Genomic DNA, 19,693 nt, shown 5'->3' with positions numbered 1-19,693 from the left:
GCCTCTTCTTGCTACTTCCCTTCCTACAAGCCAACTTTTATGTCAACCTATGGTAGTGCGGTACAACGTATAGACAAAAAAAAAACTAAACCCTAGTTAGGCTTGGCTTTTAAATCAGGCTGTAGGATTGTGTTTATTTCTTTTTATCTGATGAGGATTTTGAAACTTCATTTTTCGGTACGCAATTCGGTACCTCCTTCCCATCCTTCTTTTTCATGCCCACTGGCTCATACCCGTCCCAGCATGGGTTGTTCTCTTTTAAGCTATTGTCTTTTTCTTTTGATGTCTTGCTCATAGCATTTCGAGTTTTGGTTCATTCTTCTTTACGAGCATAGCAACTATCAGATTCCGCATCGCTAATTCTAATTTCATTTCTTTTTACTTAACATGTTCGTTTCGATGTGGAATGTGAATAACTTTCACTTTTACACATTGTATCTTATTGTTTGTCACTCGCTTTAATATTTATCCACACATATGTCCATATGTTTCAGGTCTTACATATCCACATATTTGTCCCTCCATTCGCCTTCTTGCCTATACCCTAATCTGTTACTTTTTCACGCGCCATTACATTACACAAACCATGCTTTGGATAGCTCTTGAATCTACAACTACACTTTGAGGAGCTATTTATACTCGTCACATTACTTAACATAAGTAATGCACTTTAAGCTAAAAAAGGCTTTCTTTTTAGGTATGGAAAATAATGTTTAGATAACTCAGATGAATAATAGCCTTTAAGAAGCATGGCAACTGGGGCCTAGCAAACGCTAGTTTCACTTGTGAAACCAAGCGATGATAGAGGTCTAAATCCTGAGTGATTCGTAAGTTCACATGTGATCTATACCCTTTAAAACACAAATCCCTGCAACGGCATCAGCTTTTGCAGGGATTTGTGTGGATCTGGAGAATCAAGATAAGGTTAACTCATGGACTGCATCTCGGCTTTTACCTGCTGTACCCGAAAAGAGGGCACTTGGTAATCCGAGGAAAGGTATTGCTCCGGGATGGTGACCATGTTGCCGTCGCGCTGGGCTCTGTAGTGCGGCGACAGGATCTCGATACCCGCCTCGTTAAACTTATCCTGGATATTCTGGTGGATGTTGGAGTAAGTAACAGCCATTTTGTTGGCGGCAAAGGTATAGGCGTTCAGTTGGTAGCTCACATAAAAATCGTCGAGGCTGGTCTGGAGCACGAAAGGCTGCGGGCTTTTCTCAATGTTTGGCGTAGCTAAGGCTGCGTCTATCAACGCTTGGTGCACCTTGGGCCACGGCACGTCATACCCTATTGTTACGGTGGTATGCAACACCAGCCCTTTCTCACTCTGCTCGCTGCATGAGGTAAAGTTAGTGGTATGGTTGTTCAGGATCATGGCATTCGGGATGGTAATGTCCTCGTTTTTGGTGGTACGCACCCGTGTTACGAGCAACGTCTTTTCAATCACGTCGCCTGAAATATCGCCTATCTTTATCCTGTCTCCGAGTTTGAACGAGCGCATATAGGTCAGCACCAACCCTGCTACCATGTTTCCGATGGCCGAGGAGGAACCCAGGGAGAAAAGTATACCGATAAACACTGAAACACCCTGGAAGATCGGGGAATCAGAGCCCGGCAGGTAAGGGAAAATCACCACAAACATGAACGCGTAAAGCAGAAAGCGCACAATGTTATACGTCGGCGCAGCCCAGTCCTTGTAAAAGCCCGCTATTTCCAGTTTGCCGGTTTCCACCTCATCTGCCAAAAAGCGCAGGAACTTCACCACGTAGTGGGTTACCACCACAATTACCAAGATGGTCAGCAGGTTCGGGATGTAGTTGATCAGGCCAAGGCCAATGTCTCTGAGCGGATTTAGGATATACTGTAACAGGGTATCGGCATACCCCTCCGTCCAGGGGAAAATGCTGAAAAGGATAGGCAGCAGGATGTAGACCATCACAAACAGCGTGATGAGGCGAACGAACCTAGCCACCGTCAGTATCACGGCTACCTCCCGTTCAGGGGTCAGCATCTCGTAGTTCTTCACTTTCAGGCCTTTCAGGGTGTGGCCTTGCTGCGCTTCAATTTTGGTAAAGACAAATTGAAAGAACTTGTTGATATACTTAACCAGAAAGAAGAACATCACCAGCACTAAAATTGCCATCCCGATCTCAATTAGGATACTGCGCAGGCTATACTGCCGGGCCGATTCTACGACACTTTCACGGATTTTAGAAGCGTAGAGCGTGGCGAGTTCTCCACGCTCTTGCCGGGCTATTCTGGCATCTGCATCCGTGATGCTCATCAGTACCTGGTCCATGTAGGTAATGTCCGTAGACATCACGTTCTCCACCACCCGGATAGAGTCAGGTTGCAGGAAACGCTCTTCCGATAACTTCAGTACCCTACGGCTAATGGCATCGGCACGCTCTCGCTGGCTGAAAGAGCCCACTGGGGTATAAATATGAAACAGGGTGTCGAGGTGCAATATTACAGGGGCGCTCCTTAGCTCCTGCTTCGTTTCAGGCTGCTCCTGGGCGATTGCCTGCCCAAAGACAAACACCATAATCAAACACCAAATCCATTTCATATGCTGTACTTTCGGTTGGAATATTGAGACTTAAGCTACTAAAAATATACATAATTACTATAGCTAAGGCAGTTTTACACAAGCTTGCTTAGCGCGCATAGTTATAGGCGGTATAAATCCTGAAGAGGTGTAAGCAGAATATATTCAGCAAGTTAGCAGGACAGCATAGTAATGTACACGGCAACTTTTCCACATTATAAAGCATAAAGGGCAGCATGGTATTTCATGCTGCCCTTTATGCTTTATAACTCTTATGTGCTTACGCCAGCTTCTCTAGTATGCTTTTGAAGTTTACGGCTTTGTCGATGTAGCTCTTCAGTTCGCTGATCGGCATGCGCACTTGTTCACGGCTGTCGCGGTCGCGAACGGTTACCGTGTCGTCCTCCAGTGTCTGGTGGTCTACAGCGATACAGAAAGGCGTTCCGATCAGGTCCTGGCGGGTATAGCGCTTGCCAATGCTGTCGCGCTCCTCGTAAATCATGTTGAAGTCGAACTTCAGGTCATCAAAGATCGCTGTTGCTTTCTCTGGCAGGCCATCCTTCTTGGTAAGCGGCAGGATAGCGGCTTTCACAGGGGCTAGTGCCGGGTGCAGCTTCAGGAACGTGCGCGACTTGGTGCTCTCCCCTTCCGTGATCTCTTCTTCCTGGTAGGCGTTGCAGAGCGTCATCAGGAACAGGCGGTCAGCACCAGCCGATGTCTCCACCACGTATGGCACGTAATTGCCGTATGGCTTTCCGTCCTCGTTCAGGTCGTTGTCGAAGTACTGCAGTTTCTTGCGGCTTAGTTCCTGATGCTGGGTCAGGTCGAAGTCGGTGCGGGAGTGTATACCCTCCACTTCTTTGAAACCGAACGGGAACTGGAACTCGATATCCACGGCGGCGTTGGCGTAATGCGCCAGCTTGTCATGGTCGTGGAAGCGCAGCTTGGCAGCAGGGATGCCCATTGCCTCGTGCCACTTCTTGCGTGTTTCTTTCCATTGGTTATACCATTCCATCTCGGTGCCAGGGCGCACAAAGAATTGCATCTCCATTTGCTCGAACTCGCGCATACGGAAGATGAATTGGCGTGCCACAATCTCGTTACGGAAGGCCTTGCCGATCTGGGCGATACCAAACGGTATCTTCATGCGGCCTGTCTTCTGCACGTTCAGGAAGTTCACAAATATTCCCTGTGCTGTTTCCGGGCGAAGGTAAATCGTCTGGGATTCCTCGGCTACGGAACCTACCTGCGTCGAGAACATCAGGTTAAACTGGCGTACCTCGGTCCAGTTGGCAGTACCGGAGATCGGGCATTTTATATTTTCTCGGATGATCAGTTCACGTACGCCGTCCAGGTCTTCCGCTTCCAGCAGTCTGCCCATTTCGGCAGTCAGCGCCTGGCCTTTGGCTGCGTCACCGGCATTTTCATACTCAGCGGCTTTGTCTTCAATCAGCACATCGGCACGGTAGCGCTTCTTGGAGTCCTTGTTGTCGATCATCGGATCGTTGAAGCTGTCCACGTGGCCAGAGGCCTTCCAGGTGTGCGGGTGCATGAAAATGGCAGCGTCCAGGCCCACCACGTTTTGGTTCAGCTGCGTCATGCATTTCCACCATAGGCTCTTGATGTTGTTCTTTAGCTCCACGCCCATCTGGCCGTAGTCGTACACGGCCTGCAGGCCATCGTAAATCTCGCTGGACGGGAATATGAAGCCATACTCCTTCGCGTGCGAGATAATATCTTTCAACTGTGCGTTTTCTACAGGGGTTTTCTCTTGTGTTGCCATGCCGCAAAGATAGGTTTTTAGTGTCTGATTATGCCACAGAAGGGGTATACTTTTTCGGGTGCAGGGTATAAACCCATTTAAGCGTAACGGAGCATTGTCATTTTTTTTTGTGGTAATATCACCCGATAAACCATCACTCAGGTAGTTTTCGGTTTTTCTTTGAAGATGGTAGCCGTTGTTTTTTAAATTTTAGAGTAGTTTTGTGGCCTTTTAGTTACTCTTATTTACTTCATTTAAAAATGGCTAAAGTAAAAAAAGGCCCCAAGCACGTAGTCCCCGCTACGCCATACAAGTTCCGTAAACGCTATAATTTGCTGGATATCTACATCCGCAAAGAGAAAAACTTCCTGTATTTCATCGCCTTTTCCCTTATACTGGCTGGCGTGGTATACCCTTACGCCTCTATTGCGATGTGGGTGGGCTTTGCCTTCGCGGGTTATTCTGCCATCGCCAACGACAGTATCCAGACCATCGGTACCTTTATTGTATCCAACGAAGACCGCAAGTGGTACTGGCAATGGCTCTTTATGGGGGTTATTTTCTTAGCTACGGTGTTTTACAGCTGGTATGTGTTCGACGGTGACGTCACGTTCCAGCGTCTGTCGTCAAAGGGCTTCGACCAGAACATCGATAACTTTGTATACCTGCAGTTAGCCGCTCCTATCGTACTGTTACTGCTAACGCGTTTCCGCATCCCGGTTTCTACCACGTTTATGCTCCTGAGCGTTTTCACGGTTAGTTCCGGTGCTATCATCGGGATGGTGAGCAAGAGTTTGATGGGTTATGTGGCAGCATTTGTGGTGGCGTTGCTTTTATACCTGGCGCTTACTAAAGTCATTAAGCGCTTTATCAAGGGCGAGGCACATGGTTCCTGGACAATTGCCCAGTGGGTGATCAGTGGTTTCCTGTGGCATACTTGGCTGGCGCAGGATTTGGCTAACGTAGCCGTATACCTGCCGCGTAAGCTTGAACTAATGGAGTTCGCTGCCTTCGCCGGTTTTATCTTCCTGGGCCTTGGCTTTATGTTCTACAAGCGCGGTGAGAAAATCCAGCATATCATCAACGAGAAATCCGATGTACGCGATGTGCGCAGCGCAACCATAATTGACCTTGTTTACGCCATCATCCTGTACTACTTCAAAGAGCTTAACAACATCCCGATGAGCACGACCTGGGTATTCGTTGGTTTGCTGGCTGGCCGTGAGTTGGGTATGCGCCTGCGTAACCAGGAGGGCTCTACTAAACTGGCCAAGACCTTCAACCTGATCGGTAAGGACATTCTCTCTGTAACCATCGGTTTGGTTATCTCTATTATCCTGGCCGTGGCCATCAACCCGGTTATCCAGCAAGAGATCGTGGATTTTTTCTTTAAATAAGCCTCAGAACCTTTCCTATACCCAAAAAGCCCGGTTACGCACCGGGCTTTTTTGTTGGTACTGTATAACAACTTAGGTATGCGTAACCCTCGGGTATCATACAGCTCTGGATGGCACCTAGCGTAACCGGTTTGTAAACAGGAAGCCCCGGCAGATACATCTGCCGGGGCTTCCTGTTATGTTATGGTATATGGGCCTTTGTTATTTCTCAGGCCAAAGTACTTCCAAATTATCGTTGATGAACACGCCGAAGTTAATGGCGATCAGCTGATCCTCATCGAAGTACAGGTCGATCATCTCTTTTTCAAAAGAAAGGCGGGTTTCGCCGGTCTCCGTTTCCTCTTCCTCAGGGTTGGTGATGTTGTTGTCTGCGAAAAGCTGCAGCACCTGCTCTTTGCTCATCTCGAAAACGCGTTCTCCCCAGATTTGCACCTCGCGGTTAGCGGTCTCGATGCAGCTCAGGCGATAGTCATCTTCCTTGTCGAAGTACAGCGAGTAGCCATCCTCCCAGTAGTTCCAGGCCTCGTGCTCAAACTCATCCTCTTCCTCCGACTCCTCTACCTCCTCTGGTTCGCCAATGAGCTCTTCTACTTCTTCCATTGTCAGGCCAAACTTGATCTTGCCAAGCCCCTTGCCTAACCTGATGTCTTTGTTGATCATGTTCAATTTAAGGTTTTTATAGGTGCAAAGATACACGTTTAAGATTGCTGCGGCTTATGTTTTGCCACAGTTTTTTTGAATACTAGGATTCGTATTTTTCTCTAAAGTCCTGGCTCATTTGCTGATATTGCTTGTTATGCTTTGCCTGGTCCCACTTCTCCTTAAAAATGGCTGCCGATTTGGCCTTTACCGGATCTGGCTCGTTGGGCAGTATTTCCCGTCCGTGCGCCCCACTCTGGCCCTTTTTGTCGTCCGGCACCGGCCCATCATACTTTTTGCCGGATTTATGGTTGGCATAGCGCCTGCTACGGGTATAGCCCATCTGCAAAAACTTGCGTGCCATGTCAGCTCCCACAAAATCCTCATTCTCCAGGTACTGCTCAAATAACTGGTATATCTTTTCAGACGACTCGGTGGCGATCTCTGGTGTCTTAAACCGCCAATGGGGCAGTATTTCTGATTTATACGGTTCCACCAACAGTACGCCCTGCTCTCCCTTCCCGATCCGGTATAGGTCCGGCCTTTTCCTGAAATCAGTCTTCTCGAAATCCAGGTCGTAGTTAAAAGCTTTCTTCTTCGGTGGTGTTTCTGGCATACGAGCTTGTCTTGGTTGCTACGGGCTGATACACGGGGAACTGCTCCGGGTAAATCACGATGAAACTGTTGTCTTTGTAGTTTCTGGATAGAACGCGTGGCACATAGTCGAGGTTGCTGTTGTAAGACACCGTTCTTTTTCGGGCTGATATCACCACCACCATATCATCTTTCTTCAGCTCCGATTTCATGGTCGCGATTTCGTTCATGTTGTTGTATGGCACGTATTGCGCCTCCACGGTTGGCTTACTGTCTTTCACTACCTGTTTCAGTTTGTTTAAGGTGCGCTTACGGCCACGGAACACGATGGGAGCCCCCAACTGATGCGACAATAGCTTGACGCTCCTGATCCAGCGCATAAAGCCCCGTTCCAGTTCTGCGTTTGTCGGCACGATCACCACAATGCGGCCTGTGGTATTCAGTGGCTGAATGATTTTACACACCAACACCATTTCGTCGGTATTGTCGAGTAAGCTGTCCAGCACTGTCCCGAAAATACGGTCGCGGGTCGTGATCTTGGCATTCCAGCCCAGCACCACCTCCGTAATCATCAACTCCTTTATGGCCCTTAAAATCCCACTCGATACGTTGGTGTCTATTTTCGATACCAGCTGCACATCATTGTCGGAGGCTGAGGCGTGTTTAATCGCCTCGTGCAGCATTTTATTCTTCTTATAGATTTCTTCCTCTGCGTGCTCATTGTCTATCACCACAGCCAACGGATAGATAGGCTGGTTATAGTCCGGATTTTTGAGCATGATCGATAGGTCGATCAGGTTCTCAATGGTATGCGGGTTGCCGATTGGCACCAGGATGCGGTCTGGCTTCTCACTCATATCCGGCTTTCTTCTGCTTTCCAGAATAGCGAGTTTGCGGCCTACCTTCTCTGTAGAGAACGAGCTGATCATACTGGAAACTAGTATGAGCACTACCGCGCCATTCAGGGCACTCTCTCCGAGCAAGCCTATCTCATAACCGGCCAACACCACCGCCAGGGTTGCCGCGGCGTGCGCGCTGCTCAAACCAAATATCAGGTTGCGTTGCAGCACACTGAACTTAAAGAGCTTTTGGGTAAGGTATGCAGCGGCATACTTTGTCAGGGGCGCCAGCACCACAATGGTACCCGCAATCAGCATGGCATTGGTGTCCGTGAAAAGCACCTTCAGATCGACGAGCATGCCTGTGCTGATGAGGAAGAAGGGGATGAATATGTTATTACCCACAAACTCAATCCGGTTCATCAGCGCCGAGGTGTGCGGGATAAGCGGGTTCAGGGCCAAACCGGCCAGGAAGGCTCCGATGATCGCTTCCATACCTGCTACCTCTGATAAAAAGGCAGCTGCGAATACCACCGTCAATACGAATATATATTGCGCGCCCTTCTCGCTTTCCAGTTGCTTAAACATCCAGCGGGCTATCTTCGGGAAAATCCATAACACCACGCTCACGAAGATGATCATCTCTGTAATCATCCATACCCAGAAGCCCATGCTTGTGCTCCCTTGTGTTGAATTTATAATTACTGCTAGCACAAACAGTACCGCTGTATCCGTAATCAGCGTCCCGCCTATGGTCAGCGTTACCGCCTCATTTTTACTTAACCCAAACCTGCTTACTATAGGGTAAGCTAACAGTGTATGCGGGGCAAACATGCTGGCCAGTAATATGGCTGGCTTGATCTCGTATTCGTGTAGATAAAAGAAAACGGCCGTACCTACTAATATAGGAATCAAGAAAGTGAGTGACCCAAAGATAAGGCTTCGAACTTTATACCGCTTAAAGTCGATCATGTCAATTTCAAGTCCTGCCTGGAACATGATATACAATAGCCCTACCGTTCCAAACAAAACAATACTCGCATCCCGAGCCAGCACTTCAAATCCGTTTGGCCCCAGTATAACCCCGGCTACAATTAACCCCACTATACCGGGTACTCTTATTTTCTTGAGTATGATTGGTACCACCAGTATAATCAGAAGAACCAGCGTAAAAATGATAACCGGCTCTTCAAACGGAAGAGAGAGATTGATATTTGCGAGCATTTTTTCTTTTTCGTTGCGTTTGCCTTTCGGCATTAAATATATCGTTTTTTCCGCTGTATAGTTTTAATGTATTTCCTTTCCCTCTTTTCACAGGTCTGTTTCTTCACCTTTCCACAAATTTTGTCACCTAATATATTTTTATGAAATGAATTCTTAATCTATTTCTCTTTCATTATAAGGTGTGTTTATAAGTTAACAACTTTACGCAGTTTTGTGTATGGTTCATAGATTGTGCACACAGGTGTATCTTTTCACCAACCTCTCCACACCATTGTAACACCTATGCTGTTGTGTGTCAATTTATTGTGTTGGTTTTCCACTTTTTGCCCTTTTATGTGTATTTCTTTATAAACACTTTTCAGCGAAGTGGATAATGTAAGATTTGGCCTCCTTTTATACACCGCTATCCACTTTTACCCTCTTACACAAGTGTGTATTTCACCTCCACTCCTCGGGTGTGTAACTTGTCCATGTGTTTACCCACGCTTATCCACACGTATACCAGCCTCTTTGTGGATTACTCAATTTTGTTTCACACGGTATTAATGGAGGGTTTTTGATCAGGGAATTCAGGAGGAGTTGCCTCGCTGTTCTTCCTGCTCGCGGCGTTGCCAGTGATTCGCTTCGACTGGGGCGAGCTGCACTTCAAACTCACGCGATCTGGCTATCGAGCGGGTTATGACTCCGGGATATGGATAGTAGTTCGATTTATGTGAGAGATGTTAGAAAGGATATTGCAGTTGCCACAAGGTTTGATGGCGGTGTAACTGGTTCAGGCGTGTAGAAACTCAGTGGTTATATCCAGAGTAAATCTGGAGGCATTGGAGTTTCAAATTTCCCAGGTTACAGAGTAATTGGCTTGCTTGCGCTTGGAAGGTCAGACCCAAGATCTACAGGCTACCAAAATTGTTACTAAGGTAGGGCCCAACGCCGATTTTGTAATGCGGCTTTACGGAATGGAAAGATGTATAGGTAGGTTGCTTATCATGTCGTGTAAAAAAACAGATTCATCTGGAGGATGGAAGTAATGGACAGATTTAAGTAACCAGAGTATTTCGGTGATTCGCGCGCATCCCATTTTAAGAGTCCTCCAGGCCTGGCCTGTCTCACGAATAAGAACTCCCTGCGTGGCCTGTTGCGCTGGTAGTTTAAAGCAGCTGCATTCTAAATCTCAGCTATATTTCACTCTTTGTTTCTGATTCGACTCAGGTTGCATATAAAGCGTCACATCTGTTTAAACTTGACAGGAGTTGAGTTACTTCATTCTGTAATTACCCTTGTTTTTAACCTATGGGTATAAGTCACGGATTGGCCATTAGCCAAGTCAAGCAAACATCTTGAAAATGATTTTTAAGACAAGTTCATTCGCTTTCAATAATGAAACCATGCTATCGAATCGCCTTGATTCAATAACAAACCATTTTATAAGCCCAAAGCCTCATCCGTTAGAGGCAAGGTACATCAGGGCAGTAGTTTAAGTTGGCTCTTATCAATCTGCCATCTGGCACGATGCATAATTACGAGCAAGGCATATAGCTATAACCTTACTCAGAGCAGCTGACTAAAGTTATGACCTCTGTCATGAGGCTTACGCTAGCTCCTTTATCCCAATCATCTACCTAATCTGGATAGTTAGTAAGGTAGGTGATGATGCCCGTCGATTTATCGGTCTATGATAACTTTAGCTAAGTCGAATTTTCCTCAGTAATTTAGCTTTGAGCCATTGCAGATAGGGGAGAGAACTGATGATGATTTGTCCGCAACTTCACCAAGCCCTATCGGTTATATTTAAGGCATATTATTGTCCCTGGTACAGATCCTTTTACCTTTATATTCCCAAGAATAAATAAAGGCCCCTGACACAATCGCCAGGAGCCTTTATTATTTGAGATCCGCTGTTACCTGAATTTTGACTTAGAAATTCAGATTGATGTCTTCTCTTTCCCAGTTAGCCCTGACATCGATGGTATTCGGGAATAGGTAAACTCGCTCAGGCAGTGTTTTCATCTCCGGGTCACCCTTGTCCCAAACTCCATTGTTGTTTTCGTCCACCAACACCCTCACGCGGTAAGTTCCTGGCTCGATATCCTTAAACTGGTTTCGCTTCGGGTTGATTTTTTGCTCCACTACCTTGTAGTCATTCGTCAGTAACTGCACGATGTATGATTTTTGGTCGGTAGTGATACTACCACTGATTATGCCTGTGCCACGTGCTTCCGATATTGGAACGCTCACATTGGTAAATGAAATGGGCTCACCTGTCTGTGGTTTGAAAGCGGTGCTGTCCAGCATGATCTCCACTTGTTTGACTTCGGGCTTTAGTGCCGGCAATTCAAAGCTTATTTCTGTTCCGGTCTTATCCAGCCTAATTTGTTCCGGGTACTTCAATGTTTCAAGCGCGACTGAATCTCTCATCACTGTAATGGGGGATCCTGCTGCTATGGTGACAGGTGTTTCAAGGACGAGCGTAATCTGCTGTTTGGGCCTATAGTTTGCCTTCTGCCCACTGTTGGTAACTTTCAGTTGTGCGCCTCGCACACGTTGTGCACGCTTCCCTTCAAAGGCCACACTGATTGTATCTGTAGCGATATTACCTGATGAATCAACAGCAGTGAGTATAGTTTTTCCACCATTAAACGTAGCAGTTTTAAACAGCTCTATTGCTTTGCCATCCGCACTAATTTTTCTCACCAATGTATCCGCTTTACTTCCTTCTGGGTGTGCTACAAATTTCTGGACACCCTCGTTATAGTTTGCCACGAAGCGATCCGTGAATCTTTCGCGCTGCATCATAATGGGCTTTTTGGTATCTAGCCTCACGGTCTGCAGCAGCACTGAATCCGTACCGGGCATGATGCGCAACGGCTCCGGCAAATAAGCGATGCGTTCTTCTTCATTGTCGTAATACGTGTTATTGTTTTTGTCTACCAAGGCATATACATAATACCCACCTTCTTTAATGTTATCGATTTTGTAACCCCCCGCCGAGTCTGTGTTCGTCAGGTAGTATGGCCTGTTCTTTCGAACAGACATGGTGTCATCCGCTTGGTATAAAGCCACCACGGCACCTGCTTCTGGCACCTGCTTCACTAAGTTGATAACTTTGCCGCTTATGCTGCTGGAATCGATAAAAGAGCCTGTACTGAATGATAAACGCAGGTCTTTTACTACGTTTTTTTCTGTGATATCCACAATACCGCCCCTGAAATTAAAGGTGAATGTAGTGCTGTCTCGCAATGGTTTTTCAAATTCTAACGTCAGTTCGTTTTTATTTGATTTTACCTTGTATGGGTTGGTGGTGTTCGGTGTAATCAGGAGTTCTTTTGCCAGGTTCTGCTGCTGCACCTCTTCGTCAAACACAAGGGTTACTGTGTTCGTCTTCACATTCAATTGTTGATCTTTAGGGGTGCTGATCTGTAATGTTGGAGCGGTAAGATCCTTAGGGCCACCTTCGGGTGTGCTGATGGTAGCGCAAGCTGCCACGCTAGCCAAGCCTGCGGCCATCATTATCACTTGTAAAAATTTCATGGTGCGTGTTCGACTTTAAATCAAAATAGGCAAACTCGCGCTTGCCTATCTGTTATCGTTATGGTGTGGATATCTTATTTCCTTTTTGCCACAAATATGAGGCTTGAGTAATCATTGCCGTTTTTCTCAGCATAATTGTTAGACTTATACCCTTTCAAAACACTGCTCAGCATCTGGGTTTTTCCACTCTTATGCTTTTCACTCAGCATGCTCACATAATAAGCGTCAAACTTCATCGGTAACACTTCCTCAAGCTGCATCTTGTGCTTTTTAAGAAAGCGCTTCATTGTGTTTTGCGTGAAGTGGTATAAATGGCGCGGCACATCATAGGCTGCCCAATTTTCTTTGTACTCCTGCGCATCATGCGAATCGGCGTTAGGTACAGCAATGATCAGGGTGCCATCCTCCTGTAGGTTCTCCAGCAGTTGGCTTACGGTTTCATTTAAGGTGTGAATGTGCTCCAGCACATGCCAAAGCGTAATCACCTCAAATTTCTCGCCCTGTATATCCGTGAGTTCCTTTGCAATAATCTCCCCGGTTTCAGCTGTAGCGATTTCTCTTGCTTTCACGTTTGGTTCTATCCCTCGAATCTCCCAACCGTCCTTTTTACAAGCCGCTAAAAAGACCCCTGTCCCGCAGCCATAGTCCATAATGCTGCCTTTAGCCGGTACAAATCTGTTGATAAGCTCCACCTTCTGTTTGGTTGTGATGGAGCGTACTACATGATATGCTTTGTTAATAATGCCTGACTTCGTATTGCTATGCGAGATGTATTCTTCTGATTCGTAATACTGGCCGATGCTTTGAGGGTCAGGTCGGGGGTTTGTGAATTTAAACGAGCAGTTCTCGCACTCTACTATCACGAAGCTTTCTTTCGAGACAGCGTTATCCGTTACGACTAAGAAATTCTTGAATTCAGTTTTGCTGCAAATCGGGCAGGTATCTAGTCTTTCGTAGCTCATTTATTTTCCTAGGTATACCATAAGTACTGATATGTCGGCTGGCGTTACGCCACTGATTCTGGAAGCCTGGCCAATTGTTTCCGGGTTTATCTTGAGCAGTTTTTCCTTTGCTTCAGCCGATAAAGCTGGTATGTTACGGTAATCGATTTTTTCTTTGATCGTATAGTTCTCCAGTTCGCTCATTTTAGCCGCCATCGAATACTCTTTCTCGATGTAACTTTCATATTTCACCTGGATGCCTGCCTGCTCTACGCTTTCTTTCCTGAATTTGCTGAGGTATTCACCCACTGCCGGTACAGCCGCTGCGATATGCTCTATCTCAATGTTCGGCCTCTTGATCAACTGGCCAGCACGCTGTTTCTCGGTGATGGGAGCAGATCCGAGTTCTTCCAGCATCATGTTGATTTCTCCTGGCTCAATCGGCTTGTTATTGAGATAGGCTATGATTACACCCGTTTCAACAATCTTCTTATCCACAGCCTTTACACGTGCTTCATCCGCTAAGCCCAGTTCGTATCCAAGCTTTGTCAGACGAATATCAGCGTTGTCTTGTCTAAGCAAGATGCGATGTTCTGCCCTGGACGTGAACATGCGGTATGGTTCATTGGTGCCTTTGTTCACAAGGTCATCAATCAGCACACCGATATAAGCCTCGGATCTTTTCAGTATAAACGGTGCTTTGTTGTTTATCTTGTTATGCGCGTTTATTCCAGCCATCAAACCTTGGCAAGCTGCCTCCTCATATCCTGTTGTGCCATTTATCTGGCCTGCAAAATAAAGGTTCTCCACTAACTGCGTTTCCAACGTCAGATTAAGCTGTGTTGGCGGGAAGAAGTCATACTCGATGGCATAACCCGGACGGAACATCTTTGCATTCTCAAAACCTACAATCTTACGCAGTGCTTTTAACTGCACGTCTTCCGGCAATGAACTTGAGAAACCGTTTACATACACCTCTACGGTGTTCCATCCCTCCGGCTCTACAAAAATCTGGTGACGGTCGCGGTCTGCAAAGCGGTTGATCTTGTCTTCGATCGATGGGCAGTAGCGTGGGCCCAGACCTTGGATACGACCCTGAAACATGGGAGACTTTTCGAATCCTGTCTTCAGGATTTCATGTACCTCAGAATTTGTGTAGGTGATGTAACAACTGCGCTGCTGAGGTAGTGGCTCCGTGTCTGTATAAGAAAATTTCGATGGGTTCTCGTCACCAAACTGCTCTTCCATTTTACTATAGTCAAGCGAGCGGCCATCTACCCGAGGAGGTGTTCCAGTCTTCATGCGGCCGGCTTCAAAGCCAAGTTCGACCAATTGCTCGGTTATACCTTTTGCTGATTTCTCTGCAGCGCGCCCCCCTCCTAATTGCTTCTCTCCAATGTGGATAATACCATTCAGAAACGTGCCATTCGTTAATATAACAGCCTTTCCACGAATAGTTATCCCCAGGCTAGTGCGTATACCTGCTGCCTTACCTTGCTCTACTTCTATGCCAGTTACCATGTCTTGCCAAAAGTCCACATTGGCAGTTTCCTCGAGGCTTAAGCGCCACGCCTCTGCAAAACGCATGCGGTCGCTTTGCGCACGCGGGCTCCACATAGCCGGACCTTTTGACTTATTTAGCATGCGAAACTGGATCATGGTCTGGTCGGTTATGATTCCGCTCATTCCACCAAGCGCATCAATTTCGCGTACTATCTGCCCTTTTGCCACGCCACCCATTGCCGGGTTGCATGACATCTGAGCGATAGTGTTCATATTCATGGTTGCCAATAGCACCTTAGAGCCCATTTTGGCTGCCGCCGCTGCGGCTTCGCAGCCAGCATGGCCGGCTCCAACAACTATTATATCGTATTCTGGGAACATGTATTCTAGGTTTAGGAATGTTTCACGTGAAACATTTTCGGGAGGTGGGGAATTCCCTGATTGCAGTTAAAATTTACGCAAAGATAAGGAAGAATCTTCTTGTTTGCGCATAAGTTCTGCATCCACATCAGACTTGTCTTTAAAGCCAAGCAGGTGCAGCACACCGTGTATGATAACGCGGTGTAGTTCATCATGGAAAGGGACTCCTAAATCAAAAGCATTATCACGTACTCTATCTACGCTGATAAAAACATCACCTTCAACTATACCGTCTTCGTCGGCATTGTTGAAGGTGATGATGTCTGTGAGCGTGTCATGGTCCAAGTACTCCACATTGATTTGGTGGAGGTAATCGTCGGAGCAAAATACGTAAGTAAGGTTATTCAACTCCTGCTCATGCTCCTCAATAATATCTGCAATCCAATCTGAAATCTGATCCGCGTTGTCTAGCTCAAAGTCTATGTCTTCGCTGAAGAACTCAATTGGATGTTCCATTATGAGATGGTTCTATATTAAAAATGAGTTGTACTTTTTTTCCTTGGTTATCAAAGTTTACTTCGTCGCAAAGGTTCCGCATCAAAAAGATGCCGCGGCCACCAGGGCTCTCAAGGTTCTCTGGCGCTGTAGGGTCCGGCAAGTTCTCGTAATCAAATCCGGGGCCTTCATCTTCAACTTCAAATAAGAGCTTGTTGTCTTCAACCTGTAAGGTGAGGTACACATTCTTGTCTTTGTCAAACTTATTCCCGTGGCGGATGGCATTATTTACAGATTCCGTAACGGCAACCATAATGTTACCATAAATGTCATCCTCAAACTCAAATTCATCTTTTGAGTTATCAATAAAGCTTTCAATTACTCTGATGTTCTCGATTAGGGAAGGAATCTGAATTTTAACCTGATTCATATTAATCGTTAAGTGTAAAATAGGTGCGTTTTATTTACTGATGTTTTGAAAGTACTCGTTGACCTTCTGCTTGTAATAAGGTGTAAGTGCCGGAGGTATAGTTTTGAGTAATTCAGTTTGTTTTTCTTTTGCTTTGACGTACTTCTCAAACGAAGGCGGAACCTTTCTGGCTATATCCTGAGCAGACTTTGCTTCCCGTTTATTGTCCAATTCCCGCTCTTTGGCAGATTGCTCTGCCTCTAATAAACGGGTCAGGATTTCCCGCTGGCGCAGTATGGTCTGTTCAGTCAAACGTTTATTAACGAGATCAATCTCGCTTTGTTCCATCATCTTACTGATATTTCCCAATTCGCCGTTCTGGCCTTTATCGCCTGGTTTTTTGCCCTGCTTCTCCAATTCTTTCAAAGCATTCCGAAGCGCTTCTTGCTCCGCAGCCAATTTAGCTAATTCCTGAGAAAGTGCCTTACCTGTTTTGCCACCTTTTTTTAATTCATCGATTTTTTTGTTCAATTCTTGCTGTAAATCGCCAAGGTCGCCGGGCTTTGGCTTATTTCCCTTCTGTTTGCCTGCCATACTACCCATTTGCTGCATGGCCTGTTGCATCTGTTTCAAAGCATCGTTTAGCATCAGCGCCAGATTATTCATGCTCGTCATGGCCATCTGTTGCTGGGCGGTTGCCTTGCCTACGTTACGGTCGCGGAGCTCCTGTATGCTGTTGTCCATACTCTGGTTCATAGCCGCTACTTCCCGTGTAACAAACGACTCGATCTGGAATACTTTTTTTGCCAGCGCGAAGAGGCTGTCTTCAATTACCTGAGCGTTATCCTGCAAGCTCAGTTGCCGCTCCGAAAGTGTGATGAAGCGCGGGTCGCTTTGGTTGACGCCACGGAACTGCTTCATCAACTCTTCCTGATCAAACGAGAGCTTGATAAGATTTTCCAGGATGTCGCGCAGGTTGTCGAGGTTTTGCGACATACCCTCCATGTTCATCGAGCTACTCATCTGCTCCATCTGCTTGGCCATTTGCTCCATCTTCTGCCCCGCCTTCTGCTGCGACTCGCTGGCTTTTTTGTTCTCTTGCTTTTTCAATTGCTGCTGGCTCTGCTGCATGTCCTGTTCAATGCTCTGCTGGTCCTGCTGCTGCTGTTTCTCATCCATTGGAGTTGGGTTCTCCAATTTGTCATTCAGCTCCTTCAGGTCTTGCATCTGCTCTTTCACTTCCTCAAATTCCTCCTGAAGTTCCTTCTGGTCTTCCTGAAGCTTTTGGTTGTCTTCCTGCTTCTGTTCGGTTTTCTGTGCCAACTGCTCTTGCGTTTGGGCCATTTCCTCCAGCTTGTTGGCGAGGTTATCGAGTTTCTGCTCGAACTGCAGCTGCTTAAAAAGCTCTAGGGCTCGTTCCAACTCACGCTCCAGGTTGCGTTCTTTGTTATCGAGTTTGCTCAGTAATTTCTGTAACTCGGTATCGTTCGGTTGCTGTTGCTGCAAGAGTTTCTCCAGCTCTTCGTAAAGCTTCTTCGTTTCCGGGTCCAGCAGCTCGTCCATGAGTTTCTGAAGTTCCTGAGCTTTTTGGGCTAACTGTTTGTCTTGCTCACTCAGCATGTTTTGCTTTTTGTTGAGCTGGTCAAACAACTCTTTCATGGATGAAATATCCTGCTCGAGTTGCTTCTTCTTAGCCATCAGGTTCTCCAGTTGCTTTTTGTCTTGCCAATCGAGGTTACGCTTGGTCTTCATCTTCTCCTCAGAGCGTGCCAACTCCTCCTGCAGCTTCGTGGCTTTGTTCAGCGTTTCGCTCATTTGGCTTGCCACCGACTGCGAGTTACTGTCTAAGGATTTCTGCAGTTCGCGTTTGTCAGGTATTTTCATCTCAAACGTGCGGGTGCGGGCTGATTTAGGACCATGCAAGGCATCATTATCCCATACCTGCACAAAATACTCCAGCTTATCCCCTGGCTTTAAGTTGAGCGGCGCTGTGTTCCATTGGTGATAGTATGTTTGGCTGAGCTGCTGCGGATTAAGTGGCAGGCGCACGCTTTTGTAATTCGCTTGCGGGTTGTTCTCATTAAGGATGCGGTATACCAAATCAAGACGCGTTAGCCCGTGGTCATCTGATACATCGCCACCCAGCACCATATAAGTGTAAAGCGCAGTGTCCTGATACTGCTCAACACTAATTTGCGGGTTGTGGTCGGCGATAGTGGTGATCTCGTAGCTGATCTGTTCTTTGTTCGTGCTATACCTGTTGTGCAGGTTTATACTGTAGCTGCGGCTATCGTTGAAAAGCTTAGAGGCGCTAAAGTTGTCTTCAGTGTTTTCGGCGGCCAATACTTGGTGCGGATCTTCAAAGCTCAACTCGATGCGGTCTGTCTCATTGGCCGAAAACTCCCAAGTGATGGTGCTGCCTTCCGGGACACTGGCATTACCGGTGTTCTGTATCACGTCGGGTTTGCGCTTGAGGTAAGCGGGGTACTGCACCAGCATCTGGAAATCCCTGAGGTTAGGGCGCGTTAGCAGCGCAACGGTATAACCATCCGACATAAACCCGGAACCCTCTAACTGGAAAGTAACTGGTTTCTGAAGCTGCTTAAAGGTATAGGTATAAGTGCCGTTTGCCGTGGCGTTCAGCTTCTGGCGGCGGCCGTTGTAGTTAATGAACACCTCATTGGGTATGGCCTTGCCTGTTATGTCAACTTTCAACTCAAAATCCTCTCCTCGAAATGTCTGCAGCGGGTTGTTCAGTACTTCAAACCGGAAAGGGGCAAGCGGCTCATAGTGCCGCTTGTAATTGATGATGCGCTCGGTACCCTGCACAAAGATGGCAGGGTATACCAGCACAATGAGTAGGGCGATGAAGGCAGGCAGGGCAATGTACTTCAGCAGTGGCTTGTTTTCCTGATAGGTTACTGCCTCTTTGAATCGAAATGACCCCAATTGGCCGGTTCGCTGCTCAATGCTGGCTGCAATCAGGGCATTGGTGCGGTCCAGGTTTTTCAGCTGGATCGCATTTAGCAGTTTGTCACGTATCTCAGGGTAATGCGCCCCTACCCTGTCTGCGGCCTGCTCATCCGATAAAACTCTTTTCAGGCGCGCCAGTGCAGCGATAGGAAGAACAATCCAGCGGGCAAATACATATACCACAAAAGCTACAAAGGAGAACAGCAGGAAACCGCGTACCAGCTGCGGGAAGTAAAATATATACTCCAGCAGGCTATATATGATATAAATAGACAGCAGGAGCCCAACGGCAAAAATGCTACCCCGTAACAGCATGTTGAGGTAAAATTTCTGCTTGAACTCCTGCAACTGATGCAGCAACTGATCGAGCGCATCCTTATGTTTCATGTTGTCTTTGCTTATGTTAAAATCACATGGCAGCTATAGTTGTAAGTTAAGCAAATACAGTTAAAGTATTGCTTGTAAGGTCGAAATGCGTGTG

General features: G+C 46.7%; 13 protein-coding genes. 1 reads left to right on the top strand and 12 read right to left on the bottom strand.

The genetic code is table 11. The features are described from left to right. Nucleotides 1-133: 133 nt before the first annotated feature. From ACXYMU_RS11740 to ACXYMU_RS11730, 3 genes are all read right to left on the bottom strand, one after another. A complete protein-coding gene (locus tag ACXYMU_RS11740) occupies nucleotides 134-295 on the bottom strand; it encodes a hypothetical protein (RefSeq protein ID WP_458986585.1) in 162 nt (53 codons plus the stop codon). 630 nt (nucleotides 296-925) lie between these two features. Further along, the gene (locus ACXYMU_RS11735) at nucleotides 926-2,569 is read right to left on the bottom strand and encodes a mechanosensitive ion channel family protein (RefSeq protein ID WP_458986584.1); all 1,644 of its coding nucleotides are present in this window, start codon (nucleotides 2,567-2,569) and stop codon (nucleotides 926-928) included. Nucleotides 2,570-2,828: 259 nt separating this feature from the next. After that, nucleotides 2,829-4,331: a glycine--tRNA ligase gene (locus ACXYMU_RS11730; RefSeq protein ID WP_458986583.1), complete on the bottom strand. Its 1,503-nt coding sequence runs from the start codon at nucleotides 4,329-4,331 to the stop codon at nucleotides 2,829-2,831. A 239-nt stretch (nucleotides 4,332-4,570) separates the two neighbouring features. On the opposite strand from ACXYMU_RS11730, the gene ACXYMU_RS11725 reads away from it, so the two are divergent. Further along, on the top strand, nucleotides 4,571-5,707 hold the full coding sequence (locus ACXYMU_RS11725) for a hypothetical protein (RefSeq protein WP_458986582.1): 1,137 nt from the start codon (nucleotides 4,571-4,573) through the stop codon (nucleotides 5,705-5,707). A 201-nt stretch (nucleotides 5,708-5,908) separates the two neighbouring features. Here ACXYMU_RS11725 and ACXYMU_RS11720 read toward each other — a convergent pair whose 3' ends face one another. From ACXYMU_RS11720 to ACXYMU_RS11680, 9 genes are all read right to left on the bottom strand, one after another. Beyond that, nucleotides 5,909-6,367 carry a hypothetical protein gene (locus ACXYMU_RS11720; RefSeq protein ID WP_458986581.1) on the bottom strand — a complete coding sequence of 153 codons (459 nt, stop codon included), beginning with the start codon at nucleotides 6,365-6,367 and terminating at the stop codon, nucleotides 5,909-5,911. An 82-nt stretch (nucleotides 6,368-6,449) separates the two neighbouring features. Further along, nucleotides 6,450-6,962, bottom strand: a complete 513-nt coding sequence (locus tag ACXYMU_RS11715) for a DUF4385 domain-containing protein (protein ID WP_458986580.1) — start codon at nucleotides 6,960-6,962, stop codon at nucleotides 6,450-6,452. Continuing rightward, a complete protein-coding gene (locus ACXYMU_RS11710; RefSeq protein ID WP_458986579.1) occupies nucleotides 6,928-9,003 on the bottom strand; it encodes a cation:proton antiporter in 2,076 nt (691 codons plus the stop codon). Before ACXYMU_RS11710 ends, ACXYMU_RS11715 begins: the two co-directional genes overlap by 35 nt. 1,914 nt (nucleotides 9,004-10,917) lie before the next feature. After that, on the bottom strand, nucleotides 10,918-12,531 hold the full coding sequence (locus ACXYMU_RS11705) for an Ig-like domain-containing protein (RefSeq protein WP_458986578.1): 1,614 nt from the start codon (nucleotides 12,529-12,531) through the stop codon (nucleotides 10,918-10,920). Between the two features lie 74 nt (nucleotides 12,532-12,605). Then, on the bottom strand, nucleotides 12,606-13,493 hold the full coding sequence (locus tag ACXYMU_RS11700; protein WP_458986577.1) for a class I SAM-dependent methyltransferase: 888 nt from the start codon (nucleotides 13,491-13,493) through the stop codon (nucleotides 12,606-12,608). Beyond that, nucleotides 13,494-15,356: a tRNA uridine-5-carboxymethylaminomethyl(34) synthesis enzyme MnmG gene (gene mnmG, locus ACXYMU_RS11695; RefSeq protein WP_458986576.1), complete on the bottom strand. Its 1,863-nt coding sequence runs from the start codon at nucleotides 15,354-15,356 to the stop codon at nucleotides 13,494-13,496. Nucleotides 15,357-15,422: 66 nt separating this feature from the next. Beyond that, nucleotides 15,423-15,851 carry an rRNA maturation RNase YbeY gene (ybeY, locus tag ACXYMU_RS11690; protein ID WP_458986575.1) on the bottom strand — a complete coding sequence of 143 codons (429 nt, stop codon included), beginning with the start codon at nucleotides 15,849-15,851 and terminating at the stop codon, nucleotides 15,423-15,425. Next, on the bottom strand, nucleotides 15,835-16,260 hold the full coding sequence (locus ACXYMU_RS11685) for an ATP-binding protein (RefSeq protein ID WP_458986574.1): 426 nt from the start codon (nucleotides 16,258-16,260) through the stop codon (nucleotides 15,835-15,837). Before ACXYMU_RS11685 ends, ybeY begins: the two co-directional genes overlap by 17 nt. 30 nt (nucleotides 16,261-16,290) lie before the next feature. Continuing rightward, nucleotides 16,291-19,599, bottom strand: coding sequence for a coiled-coil domain-containing protein (locus ACXYMU_RS11680; protein WP_458986573.1), 3,309 nt, complete (start codon nucleotides 19,597-19,599; stop codon nucleotides 16,291-16,293). Nucleotides 19,600-19,693: the final 94 nt, after the last annotated feature.

This window comes from Pontibacter sp. CAU 1760, assembly GCF_054482735.1.
The sequence above is the reverse complement of the archived record's forward strand: the minus strand, read 5'-3'. Positions and strand labels throughout refer to the sequence as shown.

Bases quoted from the DNA above. Each gene is read 5' to 3' on its own strand.
- ACXYMU_RS11740 (WP_458986585.1), bottom strand. From the start codon at position 295: ATGAGCAAGACATCAAAAGAAAAAGACAATAGCTTAAAAGAGAACAAC.
- ACXYMU_RS11735 (WP_458986584.1), bottom strand. From the start codon at position 2,569: ATGAAATGGATTTGGTGTTTGATTATGGTGTTTGTCTTTGGGCAGGCA.
- ACXYMU_RS11730 (WP_458986583.1), bottom strand. From the start codon at position 4,331: ATGGCAACACAAGAGAAAACCCCTGTAGAAAACGCACAGTTGAAAGAT.
- ACXYMU_RS11725 (WP_458986582.1), top strand. From the start codon at position 4,571: ATGGCTAAAGTAAAAAAAGGCCCCAAGCACGTAGTCCCCGCTACGCCA.
- ACXYMU_RS11720 (WP_458986581.1), bottom strand. From the start codon at position 6,367: ATGATCAACAAAGACATCAGGTTAGGCAAGGGGCTTGGCAAGATCAAG.
- ACXYMU_RS11715 (WP_458986580.1), bottom strand. From the start codon at position 6,962: ATGCCAGAAACACCACCGAAGAAGAAAGCTTTTAACTACGACCTGGAT.
- ACXYMU_RS11710 (WP_458986579.1), bottom strand. From the start codon at position 9,003: ATGCTCGCAAATATCAATCTCTCTCTTCCGTTTGAAGAGCCGGTTATC.
- ACXYMU_RS11705 (WP_458986578.1), bottom strand. From the start codon at position 12,531: ATGAAATTTTTACAAGTGATAATGATGGCCGCAGGCTTGGCTAGCGTG.
- ACXYMU_RS11700 (WP_458986577.1), bottom strand. From the start codon at position 13,493: ATGAGCTACGAAAGACTAGATACCTGCCCGATTTGCAGCAAAACTGAA.
- mnmG (WP_458986576.1), bottom strand. From the start codon at position 15,356: ATGTTCCCAGAATACGATATAATAGTTGTTGGAGCCGGCCATGCTGGC.
- ybeY (WP_458986575.1), bottom strand. From the start codon at position 15,851: ATGGAACATCCAATTGAGTTCTTCAGCGAAGACATAGACTTTGAGCTA.
- ACXYMU_RS11685 (WP_458986574.1), bottom strand. From the start codon at position 16,260: ATGAATCAGGTTAAAATTCAGATTCCTTCCCTAATCGAGAACATCAGA.
- ACXYMU_RS11680 (WP_458986573.1), bottom strand. From the start codon at position 19,599: ATGAAACATAAGGATGCGCTCGATCAGTTGCTGCATCAGTTGCAGGAG.